We start from the raw sequence: 15,403 nt of genomic DNA, 5'->3' as shown, positions 1-15,403 counted from the left end.
AAGATCTCAAAGCGCGATCAAGCGCAGCGTAAGAAATGGCCTCCCGGACGGCAACCAAAAAACGGGCACGGAATAGTCATCGATACGCGAATTCACTCAATAAGATGGTCTCTGGTGTGTCGTACTTACGACAGCCGCCAACCAGGTGTTTTTAGTTGCCGCGCAGTGGAATTCGGAGCGCCCGGCAAGCCTCCGGGGATTGTGCGGGCAGCAAAAACCGCAGCACTCGAAACGAGTGCTGCGGCGGGATTGGACCGTGGCGGCGCGGACCTTTCCCCGGCCTTACCGGTGCTGCTCAGAAAGGCCCGCGCCGACGGGACTAGCCTTGGTTGAGTCGGCCGTAGACCTCGGCCGCGTTGTCCTTCGTGATCAATTCCGTGCCCAACGTCTGGGTCTTGGGCACCTGCTGGCAATCGACCAGCAGCTTCTTGGCCGCCTCCACGGCCTCCGCACCACCCGTCGGGTAGAGGTTCGTGGCCTGCAGGCGTCCTTCCTCGACCGCCTTGATGCCGCCGGACGGGATCGGCAGCCCGTCGATGCCGACGAACTTCAGGTCCTTGCGGTTGGCCGCCTGCGCTGCGAGCCAGGCACCCTCGGCCATCGGGTCGTTCTGCGAGTACACGGCCTGGATGTCCGGGTGGGCCTTGAGCAGCGCGTCCATCTTCTGCTGCCCGACCGAGCGCTCCCACTCACCGTCGGCGGTGGCCACGACCTCGATCTTCGATCCCGCGATGCCCTGCTTGAAGCCCTCTTCCCGCTCGGCGGCCGGGGTCGAGCCGGACAGGCCCTTGATCTGCACGATCTTCCCGCCCTGCGGCAGCAGCGTGTTCTTGAAGAACTCACCCGCCTGCTTGCCGATCGCGACGTTGTCCGCGCCGATGTACGTCGTGTACGCCTCGCCATCGACCTTGCGGTCCAGCACCACGACCGGGATCCCCTGGTTGTAGGCCTTGCGCACCACGTCGGTCAGCGGCGCCGCCTCGTTCGGCGAGATCATCAGCAGGTCGACCTGCTTGGTCATGAAGTTCTCGACGTCGGTGACCTGCTTGGAATTGTCCTTGGCGGCGTCGGAGAACTGCACTTCCTCGAATTGCGGGATCTTCTCCGCGGCCTTCCGGATGTCGTCGTCCATCCGCACGCGGTAAGGCTCGGCGAGGTTCGCCTGGCTCATCCCGATCGTGTACTTGCCGTTGGGTCCCTCGCAGTTCTGCGTGGGGTTCTGGGCCTGGACCTGCCCGGTGTTCTCACTGGTCGTCCCGCAACCGGCGGCGGCGAACGCGACCGCGGCGCACGTGACTGCGACCAAGGACTTCGTTGTCTTGCGCATCGTGCTCCCTTCGGTAAATCTCCCTCACGCCGTGGGACGCAGGCGCTGCAGCGCCGCCGCCGCGACGATCACCAGACCTTTGATGAGCAGCTGCAGATCGGTGTTGACGCTGTTCAGGCTCAGGATGTTGTTGAGGATGCCGAGCAGCAGAGCGCCGGCGATGGTGCCGATCACCGAGCCCCGGCCACCGGCCAGGCTGGTGCCGCCGACGACCACCGCGGCGATCCCGTCGAGCTCGTAGGCGGTTCCGTCGTTCGGACTGCCCGCGTTGAGCTGACCGGCGTGCACGATGCCGGCCAGCGCGGCGCAGAAGCCCGCGATGACGAAAGCGATGATCTTGACCCGGTTCACCGGCACACCGGACAGCCGAGCCGCCTTCTCGTTGCCGCCGATCGCGTACAGGTGCCGGGAGTAGGCGCTGGAGCGCAGGAACAGGATCGCGATCACGGCCACGGCGGCGAAGATCAGCGCCGGGATCGGCACCACACCGCCGAAGGTCCGCTCACCCAGCAGCGAGAACAGCATCGGGGCCTGGCCCGGGCCCTCGCCGTAGGAGATCTGGACGGTCTCACCGCCGGACCACATGCGCGCCAGCCCGCGCGCGATCTGCAGTCCGGCGAGGGTGACGATGAACGCCTGCACCCCCAGCAGCGCCACCGCCGCGCCCTGCAAGAACCCGAAGGCGATTCCGGCCAGCAGCACCACGAGGACCGTGGCCCACACCCCGTAACCGCTGTTGACCATGAGCACGGCCGAGCCCACCGCCGCCAGACCCAGCACCGACCCGACCGACAGGTCGATGCCGCCGATGAGGATCACGAAGGTCAGCCCGATCGCGATGATCCCGATCTCCGAGACCGCGCGCACGATGTTGAACAGGTTCTCGCTGCTCAGGAACAGGATCTCGCCGTCGTTGCGGGGCGAGAAGATCACCGCCGCGATGAACACCGCGACGAGTCCGAAGAAGCTCTGGAACTTGAACAGGGTCTCGACGGTGTCGGTCCGCTTGGAACCCGTCGCAGGCAGGTCTCCCGGTGCGGGCCGCTGCTCCGTCTGGTTGCTCAATTCGCACCTCCCCCAGTGCTCTGCCCGGTGCCGACCGCCGGCCCCGGTGGGTTCCCGTTGCGATCGCCCCCGGTCCGCTCGCCCATCGCGGCGGCGAGCAGATCGGCCTCGCCCGCGTGAGCGGTGTCGAACTCGGCGACGCTGCGCCCGGCGCGCAGCACCACCACCCGGTGGCAGACCCCCACCAGCTCGGGGAGTTCCGAGGAGGCGAGCAGCACGCCGATGCCGCGACCGGCGATCTCCGAGAGCAATTGGTAGATCTCGGCCTTCGCGCCGATGTCCACACCGCGCGTCGGGTCGTCGAGCAGCAGCAACCTGGGTTCGGTGAGCAGCATGCGCCCGAAGACGACCTTCTGCTGGTTACCACCGGAAAGAGTGCCCACCGGGTCGGAGATGCGGCCGAGCTTGACCTTGAGCTGCTCGACGCTGCGCTGGGTCGCCCCGAGTTCGGACCTGCGGCGCACCATTCCGGCGACGCCGAGCCGGTCGAGCGTCGAGAGCACGGTGTTGGCGGTGACCGAGTGCCCGAGGACCAGCCCGGAGCTGCGCCGGTCCTCCGGCACGAAGGCGATGCCCGAGCGCAGCGCGCGACGCGGTCCTGCCGGTCGCACCGGTTGCCCGTCGAGCGTGACCTCGCCCTCCCAGGTCCCGGACGGACCCGCCCCGTAGAGCGACTCCAGCAGTTCGGTCCGGCCGGCGCCGAGCAGCCCGCACAGGCCGACGATCTCGCCGCCGCGCACGGTCAGGTCGATGCCGTCGGGCTCCCGCCTGCCGACCCGCGTGCGCTTGGGGCGGACCGCGAAACCCCGGACCCGCAGCAGCTCTTCGCCGAGGTCGACGGTGCGGGACTGGAAGCGGGTCTGGACCGTGCGGCCGACCATCGCTTCGGCGGCCTCCTCAGCGGTCATCTCCTGCGCGTCGAACTCGGCGACCTTGCGTCCGTTGCGCAGCACCGTGGCGCGATCGGCGACCTGGCCGATCTCGTCCATCCGGTGCGAGATGTAGACGATGCCGGTGCCGTTGCGGCGCAGCTCGCCGATGACGCCGAAGAGCCGCTCGACCTCCGCTGTGGACAGAGCCGAGGTCGGCTCGTCCATGATCAGCACCTTGGCGTCCAGCGACAGCGCGCGGGCGATGGTGACCAGCTGCTGCTCGCCGACCCGCAGCTCGCCGACCGGGCGGTTCGGGTCGAGGTCGATCCCGGTGCGGCGCAGCAGCTCCCGGGTCCGCTCGGACATCGCGCGACGGTCCACGATGCCCAGCCGGGTGCGCGGTTCGCGTCCGAGGTGGAGGTTCTCGGCGACGCTCAGACCGGGCACCAGGTCGAGCTCCTGGTGGATCATGGCGATACCGGCGTGTTGCGCGTCCGCGGGTTTCGCGAACTGGATCGGATGACCCTCGACCGTGATCTGACCTGTGTGGTCGCTGACGTCTCCCGAGAGCACCTTCATCAGAGTGCTCTTGCCCGCCCCGTTCTCGCCCAGCAGAGCGTGCACCTCGCCGCCGCGAACAGTGAGGTCAACCGCGTCGCAGGCGAGCACACCGCCGTAGCGCTTGGTGATGCCGGTCATCTCGACCAGCGGTGGCGCCGTGTCCATTCCGACCCCCGTCTCGTCACTCCCGCAGGCGAGAAAACGATTGCTCGGACGCTAAGATGACCGCACTCCCTGTGTCAAGACTCACACGCTCGACCGAGCTACACGGCATCCGTTTGGCTGCACGAAAGTCACGCGATGATCACGCCGAGTTGCGTCCGAAGCATCGATCGACGTGGGGTGATGGGTCCGATCTCCCGGAGGGCTCTCGCGGCGAGGTACTGGACCGTTACCGTTGGGGATTGTGACCGCGATCCGCGAGAGCCAGAGCGCTTCAACTTCCGGTAATGGCGCGCCCGAATGGGGTGCGCGCTCCGCGTTCAGCACCGACGGGGTGCCGCTGTGGGGCGCCGTGTTGCTGGCTGCCGTCCCGACCGCGATCGGCACCGTGCTGGACACCCTCATCTGGAAACAGCCCGGTTTCATCTTCAAGACCTGCTTCTTCCTAGGTTGTCTCGCCGCGGTGCTGCTGGTGCAGCGTCGGAGCGTGTTCGGTCCGATGGTGCAGCCACCGCTCGTTCTCGGCATCGTGATGCCGGTTCTGGTGCTGATCACCGGCGCAGGAAGCACCTCGGGCGCGGGCATCGCGGGCAAAGCCCTGTCGGTCGCGCGGCCGCTGATCACCAGCTTCCCGATCATGGCCGGAGCCACCGCGGTCGCGCTCGGCATCGGGCTGCTCCGGATGTTCGTCACGCAGAAACCCGAGACCGACGACTTCGACCTCGGGGTCGATCCCGACGCCAAGACCAAGAAGGCCAGGCCGGTACCGCCGCCGCGCAAGAAGGCGGCCCAGTCGGACCCGCCGCGCAAGCGCCCCGCCGAGGACCGCAAGCCGCGCGGCGACGCGCGCAAGCCCCGGGACGACGCCCGCCGCGGCGACCGGGGCAACAACCCCCGAGGCGGTGACGCTCGAGGCGGCGACGCGCGCGGCGATCGCCGGGCCGACGGCAGGCAGCCTCGCGGCACCGGTCCGCGCGACGCCCAGGGACGCCCGAAGGGCGACGCCCAGCGCCGCGGCGACGTGCCCGGCCGTCCCCGCCCGACGAACGACCCGCGCGCCGGCGGACCCCGTCCGCCCCGCCAAGGCGGCTCTGGACGGCCGCGACCGCCGGAACCACCCCCCGGTGGCCGCCCGCGTCGGCCAGGCCAGTAGAGACACGACGAAGCCGCCCGGCTCCAGATCTCTGGAACCGGGCGGCTTCGTGTCTTGGCTGTTGATGGGTTGCGGCGGAGCCGCTGTTTCAGGTGTGGGACTCAGCCCGCACCGCCGCGGGTTCTGAGCGCCTTCGTGGCGAGTACGCCGCGACGCCTATGTCCACCCCTGGGTAAGCGGAATACTCAAGGAGCGGCGCACGGAGTCCACGAAGGCGCTGTGCTTTCCCCTTTGGGGGTTTCCGCCACCCTCACCGCCAAGCAAAACAACCCATCAACAAGTTTCTAGCGGACGCTCTTCGGGTTGCTCTTGTTCTCGTCGAGGTCCTTGCGGAGCTCGCGCGGGAGGGCGAAGGTGACCTTCTCGTTGGCCGTCGTGACCTCCTCGACGTCACCCCAGCCGAGCTCGCTGAGGTGGTCCAGGACCTGCAGCACCAGCACGTCCGGAACCGACGCACCGCTGGTGACGCCGACCGTGGTCACGCCCTCCAGCCAGGAGTCGTCGATCTGCGACGCGAAGTCGATCAGGTGCGAGGTGGAGGCACCGGCCTGCAGCGCCACCTCGACCAGCCGCTTGGAGTTCGAGGAGTTCTGCGAGCCGACCACGATCACCAGGTCGCACTGCGGGGCCATCACCTTGACGGCCTGCTGGCGGTTGGAGGTGGCGTAGCAGATGTCGTCGCTGGGCGGGGCCTGCAGCGTCGGGAACTTCTCGGTGAGCTGGTCCACCCGCTCCATCGTCTCGTCGACGCTGAGGGTGGTCTGCGAGAGCCAGACGACCTTGCTCGGGTCGCGGACCTGCACCTTGTCGACGTCCTCCGGCTTGTCCACCAGCTGCACGCGCTCGGGTGCCTCACCGGCGGTGCCCTCGACCTCCTCGTGGCCCTCGTGGCCGATCAGCAGGATGTCGTACTCGTCCCGCGCGAAGCGGTTGACCTCCTTGTGCACCTTCGTCACCAGCGGGCAGGTGGCGTCGATGGTGCGGAGGTTGCGGTCCTCGGCCTCCTGGTGGACGGCCGGGGACACGCCGTGCGCGGAGAACACGACCAGAGCGCCTTCCGGCACCTCGTCGGTCTCATCCACGAAGATCACGCCGCGCTCGGTCAGCGTGTCCACGACATGCCGGTTGTGCACGATCTCCTTGCGGACGTAGACCGGCGGGCCGTAGGTCTCCAGGGCCTTCTCGACGGTGATGACAGCGCGGTCGACCCCCGCGCAGTAGCCACGGGGCTTGGCCAGCAGAACCCGCTTGGTCCGGCCGGCGTCGTCCACGGGGTCGGTTTCGGGATCGCGGGCCTCGGGCGTGGTCGTCATGCCGTCAAGGGTACGGATCCGCGCCCGCCCGCTCCGCCGCCGGTCGGTGCTCACCGTCACTCCATCGGGGGTCCTGCTGGGGTTTCGGCGGGCGTCGGTCGTCGGTCACATTCCGACGTCGAGTTGATGGTCTCCGGAGGAGTTCTGGGGCAGGCTGGGCGCATGTCAGAGTTCCCCCTCCCGGTCCGGGTGGCGGCCGGTCTCGCGGCGACCGCCGTGGAGCAGGTGCGCACGCTCCCCGCGACCCTCCTCGGCCTGCCCGTGACCGTGGCCAGCCAGACGTTGCAGGCGTCGATGCGGGTCCAGCAGCACATCACCGAGCTCGCGATCAAGGGCGATGAAGCGCTCGCGGTGCTGAGCACCCCCGAAGAGGAGCCGTCCTGGGCGACCTTCGACGAGGACCTCGCCCCCGAGCCCGTCCCGGACCCGGAGCCGCAGGCGCGCTCCCTGCTCGACGACTACGACGAGCTGAGCCTGCCCCAGCTGCGCGGTCGCCTGCGCTCGTTCAGCGAAGACGATCTCACCGAGCTGCTCGCCCACGAGGAGAGCAACGCCCGGCGCCCGGACTACGTCCGCATGCTGACCAACCGCCTCACCCGCCTCCGCGAGCAGTAGAGCCCGAGCACCCGTGCGGGCGTGCCGCTGAGGTCCCGCCACCCGCACCGCCAGGCAGAATGGGCTCGAGGAACGATCACCGAGGAGGAAGAGCTGACTTCGCCCACCAGTGCCGAGGAACCCTGGCCGGTCCGGACCGTGGCCCGCAAGATCGCCGACTGGATCAACCGGCTCGGGCAGATCTGGGTCGAAGGGCAGATCACCCAGATCTCGATGCGGCGCGGCGCGCAAACGGCGTTCCTGACGCTGCGCGACCCCTCCGCCGACGTGTCGCTGACCTTGACCTGCTCGTCGTCGCTGCTGCGCAAGATGGACCCGCCGCTGACCGACGGGAGCCGGGTCGTCGTGCACGGCAAACCGACCTTCTTCGTCGGTCGCGGCACGCTCAGCCTGCGCGTGGACGAGATCCGGGCGATCGGCATCGGCGAACTGCTCGCGCGCATCGAGCGGCTCCGCCAGCTGCTGAAGGCGGAAGGGCTGTTCGACCCGGCGCGCAAACGTCCGCTGCCGTTCCTGCCCAACCGGGTCGGGCTGATCACCGGGCGCGCGTCGGCCGCCGAGCACGACGTGCTGACCAACGCCGAGCTGCGCTGGCCCGCCGTCCAGTTCGAGGTCCGCAACGTCGCCGTGCAGGGCACGAGCTCGGTGCCGCAGATCCTCCCCGCGCTGGAAGAGCTCGACCGGATGCCCGAGGTCGACGTGATCGTGCTGGCGCGGGGCGGCGGCAGCGTCGAGGACCTGCTGCCGTTCTCCGACGAGGCGCTGTGCCGGGCGGTCGCCGCCTGCCGGACGCCGGTGGTCAGCGCGATCGGGCACGAACCGGACTCACCGCTGCTCGACCACGTCGCCGATGTGCGCTGTTCGACCCCGACGGGTGCCGGCAAGCGCGTGGTGCCCGACGTCGCCGAGGAGGGCCAGCGGATCCGGCAGCTGCGCGACCGGGCGCGGCGGGCGTTGCACGGATGGGTGGATCGCGAGCGCCGGCTGCTCGATCAGCTGCGCAGCCGCCCGGTGCTGGCCGACCCGCACGGTCCGCTGCAGCAGCGCGCCGAGCAGGTCGTGATGCTGCGCGAACGCTTCCGGCGGGCGATGAGCGCGGTGCTCACGGCGGAGGGCCACGCGTTGAGCGCAACTCGATCACGCTTGACGACCCTGGGCCCTGCGGCCACTCTGGCTCGTGGATACGCGATCGTGCAGCGCATCGAGGAGACCGACGAGGTCGACGGGGTGCTGCGCTCCGTCGACGACGCGCCTGCGGGCACCAGGCTGCGGGTGCGGGTCGCCGACGGCGCGGTCCACGCCGTCGTACCGGACTGACCAAGGACTTCCACGTGCACCCGAAGCAGGAGCCCTCGTTCCTCCCCCTCACCGCGGGTGCTGCGCGCAACGCGGAGCGGGCGGGCGAGGTCCGGCGCTGCGCCGAGGCCGCCGACGTCACGGCGGTGGGCACCTGGGCGGCGCTGCTCGGCGGGTGCGATTCGGCGGAGCGCAAGGACCTGCCCCGTCGGCTGCGCGCGCTGATCGACGCGACCTCGGACTACGTGGGCCCCACCTGGTGGGCGGCGTCGGCCCACCGACGTAGGGTCGCGGAGGCCCAGTTGCGCATCAACGACGCGGTGCGCGAAGGCGACGGCGCCGAGTTCGCCGAGGCGTTCGTCGGCTACGACCAGGCGATCGCCACCGCGGTGGTGTCCGTGCGAGCGAATGTGGAGAGCCCTACCCCGTGACCGAGAACCAGCAGGACGAGCACTTCGATCCGGTCGCCGAACACCCGGAGGTCGCTGAGCTCGGGTACGAAGCGGCCCGCGATCAGCTGGCCGAGGTCGTCAAGCAGCTGGAAGCGGGCGGGCTCTCGCTGGAGGACTCGCTGGCCCTCTGGGAGAAGGGCGAGGCGCTGGCCGCCGTCTGCGAACGCCATCTCGCGGGCGCCCGGGAGCGAGTGGAACGGGCCCTCGCCTCGGTCGAAGACGACTCCTGACGCCCCAGAACGATTCGAAGTTCGGGTTCGAATCTCGCGCGAAATTCGAATTCCCCACCCGGCGGCGTGACTCGCGAAGGCGGTTCAGCCGACCGGCGGGGCCGTGAGGGCGGCTTCGGCCAGGGTGCGGAACTCCGCTTCACCGGCGTTGCCGGTGATCAGCAGGCGGACGCCGTCGCGCTCGGACACCCACGCCTGCTCATCGCGAACGCCCTGGTAGCGGACCCACTGGCGACCGCCGACCTCGACGGTGCCGAGTGCCTGCGGAGGCTGCCGCGTCTCGCCGACGACCAGCTCCGCCTCGGTGGCGTTGGACTGGGCCAAGCGCAGGTACTGCGCCTCACCGGTGAGCCAGCCGACCCGGACGACCTCGGTGTGCGAGGGCAGCGTGGTGCTGTTGCTGGAGTTGGCCCGCCAGTTGGCGGGCAGCTCCGGCTCGACCACCGGGAAGTCCACTCCGGCAGCGGCGTCGTGCAGCTCGGCCTGGACGTTCACCGTGGGCACCGATCCGCTGTCGACCGTGGGGCCGGTGGGAGTGAACGAGCACTGCGTGAACAGGCCCGCGATGCCGAACGAGACCAGCACCAAGGGCAGGACGGCGAAGATCATCGCCGACATCGTCCGCGGCGGGCGGGACGGCGCCGGCTGCTGGTTGCGGGGTTCAGCCACGGGACCCATGCTCTCACCGGTAGCACCGCAGCTCAGCGGGCAGGGCCAGCCGGAGTGGGCTGCCCCACGCGAGTGATCCCCGGACCTCGATGATCTGGGAAGATCGCTGCCAACAAGCCTGAGCGCGGGGCGTTTTCCCGCCGGACTCGGGCGGTACCGACGATGCCTCACAACTCCGGAGGGCGCGATGACGCAACGACACCCGGAAGCACCCGATCGCAACCTGGCCATGGAACTCGTCCGCGTGACCGAAGCCGCCGCGATGGCCGGTGGGCGTTGGGTGGGCAGCGGTGACAAGAACGCCGGTGACGGCGCGGCCGTGGACGCCATGCGCAAGCTCATCGGCACGGTGTCCATGCGCGGCACGGTGGTCATCGGCGAGGGCGAGAAGGACGAAGCGCCGATGCTCTACAACGGCGAGGAGGTCGGCAACGGGGAAGGCCCTGAGGTCGACGTCGCCGTGGACCCGATCGACGGAACGACGCTGCTCAGCAAGGGCATGCCGAACGCGCTGGCGGTGCTGGCGGTGTCCGAGCGCGGCACCATGTTCGACCCGTCCGCGGTGTTCTACATGGAGAAGATGGCCGTCGGCCCGGAGGCCGCGGGCGTCATCGACATCAGCGCGCCGATCTCGGAGAACGTGCGGCGGGTCGCCAAGGCCAAGCACGTCGAGGTCTCCGACGTGACGGTGTGCGTGCTGGACCGGCCGCGGCACGAGCAGATCGTCAAGGAGATCCGCGAGGCCGGCGCCCGCGTGCAGTTCATCTCCGACGGCGACGTGGCGGGCGCGATCGCGGCGGCCCGCCCGAACAGCGGTGTCGACATGCTGCTGGGGATCGGCGGCACCCCGGAGGGGATCATCACGGCGTGCGCGCTGAAGTGCCTCGACGGCGAGATCCAGGGCCGCTTGTGGCCCCGGGACGACGAGGAGCGGGCGAAGCTCCGCGAGGCCGGGCACGACCCGAACCAGGTGCTCACCACGTCGGACCTGGTGCGCGGCGACAACATGTTCTTCGTGGCGACGGGCATCACCGACGGCGCGCTGCTGCGCGGCGTGCACTACCGCGCGGACCGCTGCACCACGCAGTCGATCGTGATGCGCTCGAAGTCCGGCACGACGCGGGTCGTCGACGCTTCGCACAAGCTCACCAAGCTGCGCGAGTACGCCGACGTGGACCTCGGCGAGACCGGCGCGTGAGGGCCGTTCTGGGGAAACCGGGAAAAACCGGCTGAACCGATCTTGATCAAGGCGGTGGCCTGCGGATTGTCCGCGGGCCACCGCCTCGTTCATGGACGCCCTACGACCTTCGTGGGTACGCCGCGGCCGGGGGCGCCGTTAGCGTCTGCGGCCAGCCGGCCTTCGGAGCCGGGATACCCGGAGGATTCGACACACAATGCGCATTCGTTCGGTTCTCATCTCCGCGGTCGCCGCGGTCAGCGCCGTGGGCGCGCTGAGCATGCCGGCGGTCGCCGCCGGCGACGACGTCGACCCGATGATCATCGGCGGTCACGACGCGACCGAGACCTACTCGTTCATGGTCTCGCTGCAGCAGCAGGGCAGCCACCTCTGCGGCGGCGCGCTGATCAAGCCGGACTGGGTGGTGACGGCCGCGCACTGCGTTCAGGGCGGCGGTGACTTCACGGTCCGCGTGGGCAGCAACGACAACACCACCGGTGGCGAGGAAGCCGCGGTGACCAAGACCCAGGTGCACGACAGCGCCGACCTCGCGGTGCTGCAGCTGGACAAGCCGCTGTCCGCGGCGCCGATCTCGATCGCCGCCGAGTCCGGTGAGGCCGGCACCCCGAGCCGCATCATCGGCTGGGGCCAGACCTGCCCGGAGAGCGGCTGCGGTGAGGTCCCGACCAACCTGCAGGAGCTCGACACGAGCGTCGTCGACGACGCCGGCTGCACCGGCATCGACGCCGCGGGCGAGATCTGCACCGACAACCCGAACGGCGACTCCGGTGCCTGCTACGGCGACTCGGGCGGCCCGCAGATCAAGGGCACCCAGGGCAACTGGGAGCTGATCGGTGCCACCAGCCGTTCCGGCAACGGTGACTCCACCTGCGCCACCGGCCCGTCGATCTACACCGACGTGACGGCCTTCGCCGACTGGATCAGCCAGAACACCGGCAGCTGACCCGCTCAGCCCGCAGGCGCGGCACCCGGAGACGCGACGTCCCGGGTGCCGCTTCTTTTTCCGGGCACGTCACGCGAGGTTCGAGGAGTGGCCCGGGAAGAGGTGGGCGTCGGGGTTGAGCTCCACGGCGATGTTGTTCACCGCCGTGGCGGCTTCACCGAACCCGGTGGCGATGAGCTTGACCTTGCCCGGGTAGGTGGTGACGTCGCCGGCCGCGTAGACGCGCGGACGGCTGGTGCGCATGGTGGTGTCGACCAGGATCGACCGCTTCTCCAGGTCGAGCCCCCAGGACTCGATGGGTCCGAGGTCGGCGGTGAAACCCAGTGCCGCGACGACTGTCTGGGCGGGCAGGACGCGCCGCTCGCTTTCGACCTCGATCTCCACCTCGGTGAGCCCGGAGCCGTCGCCGCGGATCTCGGCGACCTCGGCCGGCACGATCAGGGGGATGCCCAGGGCTTCGACCTTGGCGACCAGGCCCGCGTGGGCCCGGAACCTGGTCCGCCGGTGCACGAGCGTCACGCTGCGGGCGACCGGCTGCAGGGCCAGCGCCCAGTCGAACGCCGAGTCGCCACCGCCGATGACCACCACGTCGTGCCCGGTGTGCGCGGAGAGCTCGGGGATGAAGTGCACGACGCCCTGGCCGGTCCACTCGCCCCCCGCGGGGAGCGGACGCGGGGTGAACTCCCCGATCCCGGCCGTGATCAGCACCGCCCCGGCCTGGACCTGCTCGCCTTCGCCGACGTCGACCAGCAGCCCGCCGTCCACGTCGGACAGCGAGACGGCCGGACGCCCGAGCAGGTAGCTGGGGCCGTACTGGTCGGCCTGCTTGACCAGCGAGGCGACCAGGTCGCGGCCGCGGATCTCCGGGAACCCGGCCACGTCGAAGATCATCTTCTCCGGGTACATCGCCGTCACCTGGCCACCCGGCTCCGGCAGCGCGTCCACCAGCGCCACCGACATCCCGCGGAACCCGGCGTAGTAGGCCGCGAACAGCCCCGCCGGACCGGCACCCACCACCAGCAGATCGACCTCGTGCGCCATCTCGGGATCCCGTCGCCGGCTCCGTGATACGGATCTCAGGCTAGCCCGATCCGGCCGATGTGTCCCCACTTCGCCGCCGCTGCGCCGATCAGCGCAGTCCGCTGCAGCGTGCAGCGGTACCTGGGACTGCTCCTCGCACCTAACTTCCGGGAAAAGGGGATCTTGTCGGGGAGGGGAATCTCAGTGAAGAGAACATCCGCAGTGCTCAGCGGCATCGCCGCGCTCGCGCTCAGCGCGGGCTTCGCACCATCGGCGCAAGCGATCGACAACCCGGGCACGCTGATCGTCGGCGGCGGCGACGCGACCGAGTCCTACGAGTGGATGGCCTCGCTGCAGCGCGAGGGTTCGCACAGCTGCGGCGCATCGCTCATCGACGAGCAGTGGGTGCTCACCGCCGCGCACTGCGTCGTCGACGCGGCACCGGCGGACCTCGGCCTGCGGATCGGCAGCCCGACCTGGAACAGCGGCGGCACCGAAGCCGGCGTCTCGCAGGTCGTCGTGCACCCGGACTACGAGTCCAAGACGCCCAACGGCGACATCGCGCTGGTCAAGCTCGACCACGCGGTGTCCGAGACGCCGATCGAGATCGCCGGCGCCTCCGGGCCCGACGGCACTCCCTCGCGGATCATCGGCTGGGGCGTGACCTGCCCGGTGCGCGGCTGCGGTCAGCCGCCGGAGCAGCTGAAGGAGCTGGAGACCAACGTCGCGCCGGACTCGCAGTGCACGCTGAGCTCCATCGACGGACCCAGCGAGATCTGCACGTCCAGCAAGGAGCTGCTGGCCAACTCCTGCTTCGGCGACTCCGGCGGACCGCAGCTGGAAGGCACCCCGGGCGACTGGAAGCTCACCGGCGTGACCAGCCGACTGGGCAGCCCGGTCCCGGTCTGCGGCACGGCGCCCTCGGTCTACACCGACGCCACCGCCTACCAGGACTGGATCTCCTCCACCATCAGCTGAGGCCTCGACCAAGCCCGCTCCCGGACTCCGGGGGCGGGCTTTGTCAGATCAGCCACCTTGACCGTTCCAGCGGGGTCGCTTCCAGGGGAAACGCCCGGCCGGTGGGGCGCGCCACGCTGACCTGAGCCGCTGATCGGCGGGACACTTCGACCATGGCTGAAACCCAATACCGGATCGAACACGACACGATGGGCGAGGTGCGGGTGCCCGCCGACGCCCTCTACCGCGCGCAGACCCAGCGGGCCGTGGAGAACTTCCCGATCTCCGGTCGGGGCCTGGAGCGCGCGCAGATCCGCGCGCTCGGCCTGCTCAAGGCCGCGACCGCACGGGTCAACGGCCGGCTGGGCGTGCTCGACGCGGACGTCGCCGAAGCCATCGCCCGCGCCGCCGACGAGGTCGCCGAAGGCGCGCACGACGAGCACTTCCCGATCGACGTCTTCCAGACCGGCTCGGGCACCTCGTCGAACATGAACGCCAACGAGGTCATCGCCACCCTCGCCTCCCGGGCGCTGGACCGCGACGTGCACCCCAACGACCACGTCAACGCCTCGCAGTCGTCCAACGACACCTTCCCGACCACCATCCACGTCGCCGCGACCGAGGCCGTGCTCGCCGACCTCATCCCGGCGCTGGAGCACCTGGCCGCCACCATCGAGGGCCGCGCCGCCGAGTGGACCGAGGTCGTCAAGTCCGGCCGCACGCACCTGATGGACGCGGTGCCGATCACCCTCGCCCAGGAAGCCGGGGCCTGGGCATCGCAGGTCCGCTACGGCGTGGAGCGGCTGCGGACCAGCCAGGAGCGCCTGGGCGAGCTGCCCATCGGCGGCACCGCCGTCGGCTCCGGCCTCAACGCGCCGGAGGGGTTCGGGCGCGCCGTCTCCGAAGAGCTCGCGCGCGTGACCGGTCTGCCGCTGACCGAGGCCCGCGATCACTTCGAGGCGCAGGCCTCGCAGGATTCCGTCGTGGAGGTCTCCGGGCACATGCGCACGGTGGCGGTCAGCCTCACCAAGATCGCCAACGACGTCCGCTGGCTCGGCTCCGGACCGCGCACCGGCCTGGCCGAGCTGGCACTTCCCGACCTGCAGCCGGGTTCGTCGATCATGCCCGGCAAGGTCAACCCGGTGATCCCGGAGGCCACGCTCCAGGTCGTCGCGCAGGTGATCGGCAACGACGCCGCCGTGGCGTTCGCCGGATCGCAGGGCAACTTCCAGCTCAACGTGATGCTCCCGGTCATCGCCCGCAACGTGCTCGAATCGGCCCGGCTGCTCAGCGCGGTGTCCCGGCAGCTGGCCGACAAGGTCTTCGCCGGGGTGCAGGTCAACGACGAGCAGGCCCGCGCCTACGCCGAGGGCTCGCCGTCGATCGTCACGCCCCTCAACCGCTACATCGGCTACGAGGAGGCGGCCGCGATCGCCAAGCAGGCGCTCAAGGAGCGCAAGCCCATCCGCGAGGTCGTCCTCGAACGCGGTCACGTGGAATCCGGCAAGCTCACGATCGAGCAGCTCGACGAGGCCCTCGACGTCCTCCGGATGGCCAACGGCGGCTGATC

At 70.0% G+C, this 15,403-nt stretch carries 15 protein-coding genes; 9 read left to right on the top strand and 6 right to left on the bottom strand.

Going from position 1 to position 15,403, the window contains the following annotated elements; translation table 11 throughout:
- Positions 1-319: 319 nt before the first annotated feature.
- The 3 genes from FHU35_RS21820 to FHU35_RS21810 are packed head-to-tail and all read right to left on the bottom strand — an operon-like array spanning position 320 to position 3,990.
- Entirely contained in the window at positions 320-1,327 is a 1,008-nt protein-coding gene (locus FHU35_RS21820; protein ID WP_145742785.1) for a substrate-binding domain-containing protein, read from the bottom strand.
- A 24-nt stretch (positions 1,328-1,351) separates the two neighbouring features.
- Positions 1,352-2,392 carry an ABC transporter permease gene (locus FHU35_RS21815; RefSeq protein ID WP_425474167.1) on the bottom strand — a complete coding sequence of 347 codons (1,041 nt, stop codon included), beginning with the start codon at positions 2,390-2,392 and terminating at the stop codon, positions 1,352-1,354.
- Positions 2,389-3,990 carry a sugar ABC transporter ATP-binding protein gene (locus tag FHU35_RS21810; protein ID WP_145742783.1) on the bottom strand — a complete coding sequence of 534 codons (1,602 nt, stop codon included), beginning with the start codon at positions 3,988-3,990 and terminating at the stop codon, positions 2,389-2,391. The genes FHU35_RS21815 and FHU35_RS21810 overlap by 4 nt, the downstream gene beginning before the upstream one ends.
- A gap of 241 nt (positions 3,991-4,231) precedes the next feature.
- On the opposite strand from FHU35_RS21810, the gene FHU35_RS21805 reads away from it, so the two are divergent.
- Positions 4,232-5,140, top strand: coding sequence for a DUF6542 domain-containing protein (locus tag FHU35_RS21805; RefSeq protein ID WP_145742781.1), 909 nt, complete (start codon positions 4,232-4,234; stop codon positions 5,138-5,140).
- Between the two features lie 284 nt (positions 5,141-5,424).
- On the opposite strand, the gene FHU35_RS21800 is transcribed toward FHU35_RS21805, so the two are convergent.
- Positions 5,425-6,453 carry a 4-hydroxy-3-methylbut-2-enyl diphosphate reductase gene (locus tag FHU35_RS21800; RefSeq protein WP_145742779.1) on the bottom strand — a complete coding sequence of 343 codons (1,029 nt, stop codon included), beginning with the start codon at positions 6,451-6,453 and terminating at the stop codon, positions 5,425-5,427.
- Between the two features lie 162 nt (positions 6,454-6,615).
- Here FHU35_RS21800 and FHU35_RS21795 point away from each other — a divergent pair, with 162 nt between their 5' ends.
- The 4 genes from FHU35_RS21795 (at position 6,616) to FHU35_RS21780 (ending at position 9,046) form a co-directional block, all read left to right on the top strand.
- Positions 6,616-7,068: a lipid droplet-associated protein gene (locus FHU35_RS21795; RefSeq protein WP_145742776.1), complete on the top strand. Its 453-nt coding sequence runs from the start codon at positions 6,616-6,618 to the stop codon at positions 7,066-7,068.
- Between the two features lie 93 nt (positions 7,069-7,161).
- Positions 7,162-8,385 (top strand): exodeoxyribonuclease VII large subunit, encoded by a 1,224-nt coding sequence (gene xseA / locus FHU35_RS21790; protein ID WP_145743754.1) that lies wholly within the window; start codon positions 7,162-7,164, stop codon positions 8,383-8,385.
- Between the two features lie 14 nt (positions 8,386-8,399).
- Positions 8,400-8,795, top strand: a complete 396-nt coding sequence (locus tag FHU35_RS21785) for a hypothetical protein (protein WP_145742774.1) — start codon at positions 8,400-8,402, stop codon at positions 8,793-8,795.
- Positions 8,792-9,046, top strand: a complete 255-nt coding sequence (locus FHU35_RS21780; protein WP_145742772.1) for an exodeoxyribonuclease VII small subunit — start codon at positions 8,792-8,794, stop codon at positions 9,044-9,046. Before FHU35_RS21785 ends, FHU35_RS21780 begins: the two co-directional genes overlap by 4 nt.
- Positions 9,047-9,130: 84 nt before the next feature.
- On the opposite strand, the gene FHU35_RS21775 is transcribed toward FHU35_RS21780, so the two are convergent.
- Positions 9,131-9,724: a DUF4245 domain-containing protein gene (locus FHU35_RS21775; protein WP_145742769.1), complete on the bottom strand. Its 594-nt coding sequence runs from the start codon at positions 9,722-9,724 to the stop codon at positions 9,131-9,133.
- Positions 9,725-9,902: 178 nt separating this feature from the next.
- Here FHU35_RS21775 and glpX point away from each other — a divergent pair, with 178 nt between their 5' ends.
- Together glpX and FHU35_RS21765 are read left to right on the top strand one after the other, a co-directional pair.
- On the top strand, positions 9,903-10,913 hold the full coding sequence (gene glpX, locus FHU35_RS21770; RefSeq protein ID WP_145742767.1) for a class II fructose-bisphosphatase: 1,011 nt from the start codon (positions 9,903-9,905) through the stop codon (positions 10,911-10,913).
- Between the two features lie 196 nt (positions 10,914-11,109).
- Entirely contained in the window at positions 11,110-11,856 is a 747-nt protein-coding gene (locus FHU35_RS21765) for a S1 family peptidase (RefSeq protein ID WP_145742765.1), read from the top strand.
- 69 nt (positions 11,857-11,925) lie between these two features.
- On the opposite strand, the gene FHU35_RS21760 is transcribed toward FHU35_RS21765, so the two are convergent.
- Positions 11,926-12,897, bottom strand: coding sequence for an NAD(P)/FAD-dependent oxidoreductase (locus FHU35_RS21760; protein WP_145742763.1), 972 nt, complete (start codon positions 12,895-12,897; stop codon positions 11,926-11,928).
- Between the two features lie 183 nt (positions 12,898-13,080).
- Here FHU35_RS21760 and FHU35_RS21755 point away from each other — a divergent pair, with 183 nt between their 5' ends.
- A complete protein-coding gene (locus FHU35_RS21755; protein ID WP_246110489.1) occupies positions 13,081-13,854 on the top strand; it encodes a S1 family peptidase in 774 nt (257 codons plus the stop codon).
- A gap of 152 nt (positions 13,855-14,006) precedes the next feature.
- On the top strand, positions 14,007-15,401 hold the full coding sequence (locus tag FHU35_RS21750; protein ID WP_145742759.1) for a class II fumarate hydratase: 1,395 nt from the start codon (positions 14,007-14,009) through the stop codon (positions 15,399-15,401).
- The last annotated feature ends 2 nt before the right edge of the window (positions 15,402-15,403 follow it).

The sequence above is a fragment of the Saccharopolyspora dendranthemae genome, assembly GCF_007829955.1.
GTDB lineage: Bacteria > Actinomycetota > Actinomycetes > Mycobacteriales > Pseudonocardiaceae > Saccharopolyspora > Saccharopolyspora dendranthemae.
The sequence above is the reverse complement of the archived record's forward strand: the minus strand, read 5'-3'. Positions and strand labels throughout refer to the sequence as shown.

Bases quoted from the DNA above. Each gene is read 5' to 3' on its own strand.
- FHU35_RS21820 (WP_145742785.1), bottom strand. From the start codon at position 1,327: ATGCGCAAGACAACGAAGTCCTTGGTCGCAGTCACGTGCGCCGCGGTC.
- FHU35_RS21810 (WP_145742783.1), bottom strand. From the start codon at position 3,990: ATGGACACGGCGCCACCGCTGGTCGAGATGACCGGCATCACCAAGCGC.
- FHU35_RS21800 (WP_145742779.1), bottom strand. From the start codon at position 6,453: ATGACGACCACGCCCGAGGCCCGCGATCCCGAAACCGACCCCGTGGAC.
- FHU35_RS21795 (WP_145742776.1), top strand. From the start codon at position 6,616: ATGTCAGAGTTCCCCCTCCCGGTCCGGGTGGCGGCCGGTCTCGCGGCG.
- FHU35_RS21775 (WP_145742769.1), bottom strand. From the start codon at position 9,724: ATGGGTCCCGTGGCTGAACCCCGCAACCAGCAGCCGGCGCCGTCCCGC.
- glpX (WP_145742767.1), top strand. From the start codon at position 9,903: ATGACGCAACGACACCCGGAAGCACCCGATCGCAACCTGGCCATGGAA.
- FHU35_RS21765 (WP_145742765.1), top strand. From the start codon at position 11,110: ATGCGCATTCGTTCGGTTCTCATCTCCGCGGTCGCCGCGGTCAGCGCC.
- FHU35_RS21760 (WP_145742763.1), bottom strand. From the start codon at position 12,897: ATGGCGCACGAGGTCGATCTGCTGGTGGTGGGTGCCGGTCCGGCGGGG.
- FHU35_RS21750 (WP_145742759.1), top strand. From the start codon at position 14,007: ATGGCTGAAACCCAATACCGGATCGAACACGACACGATGGGCGAGGTG.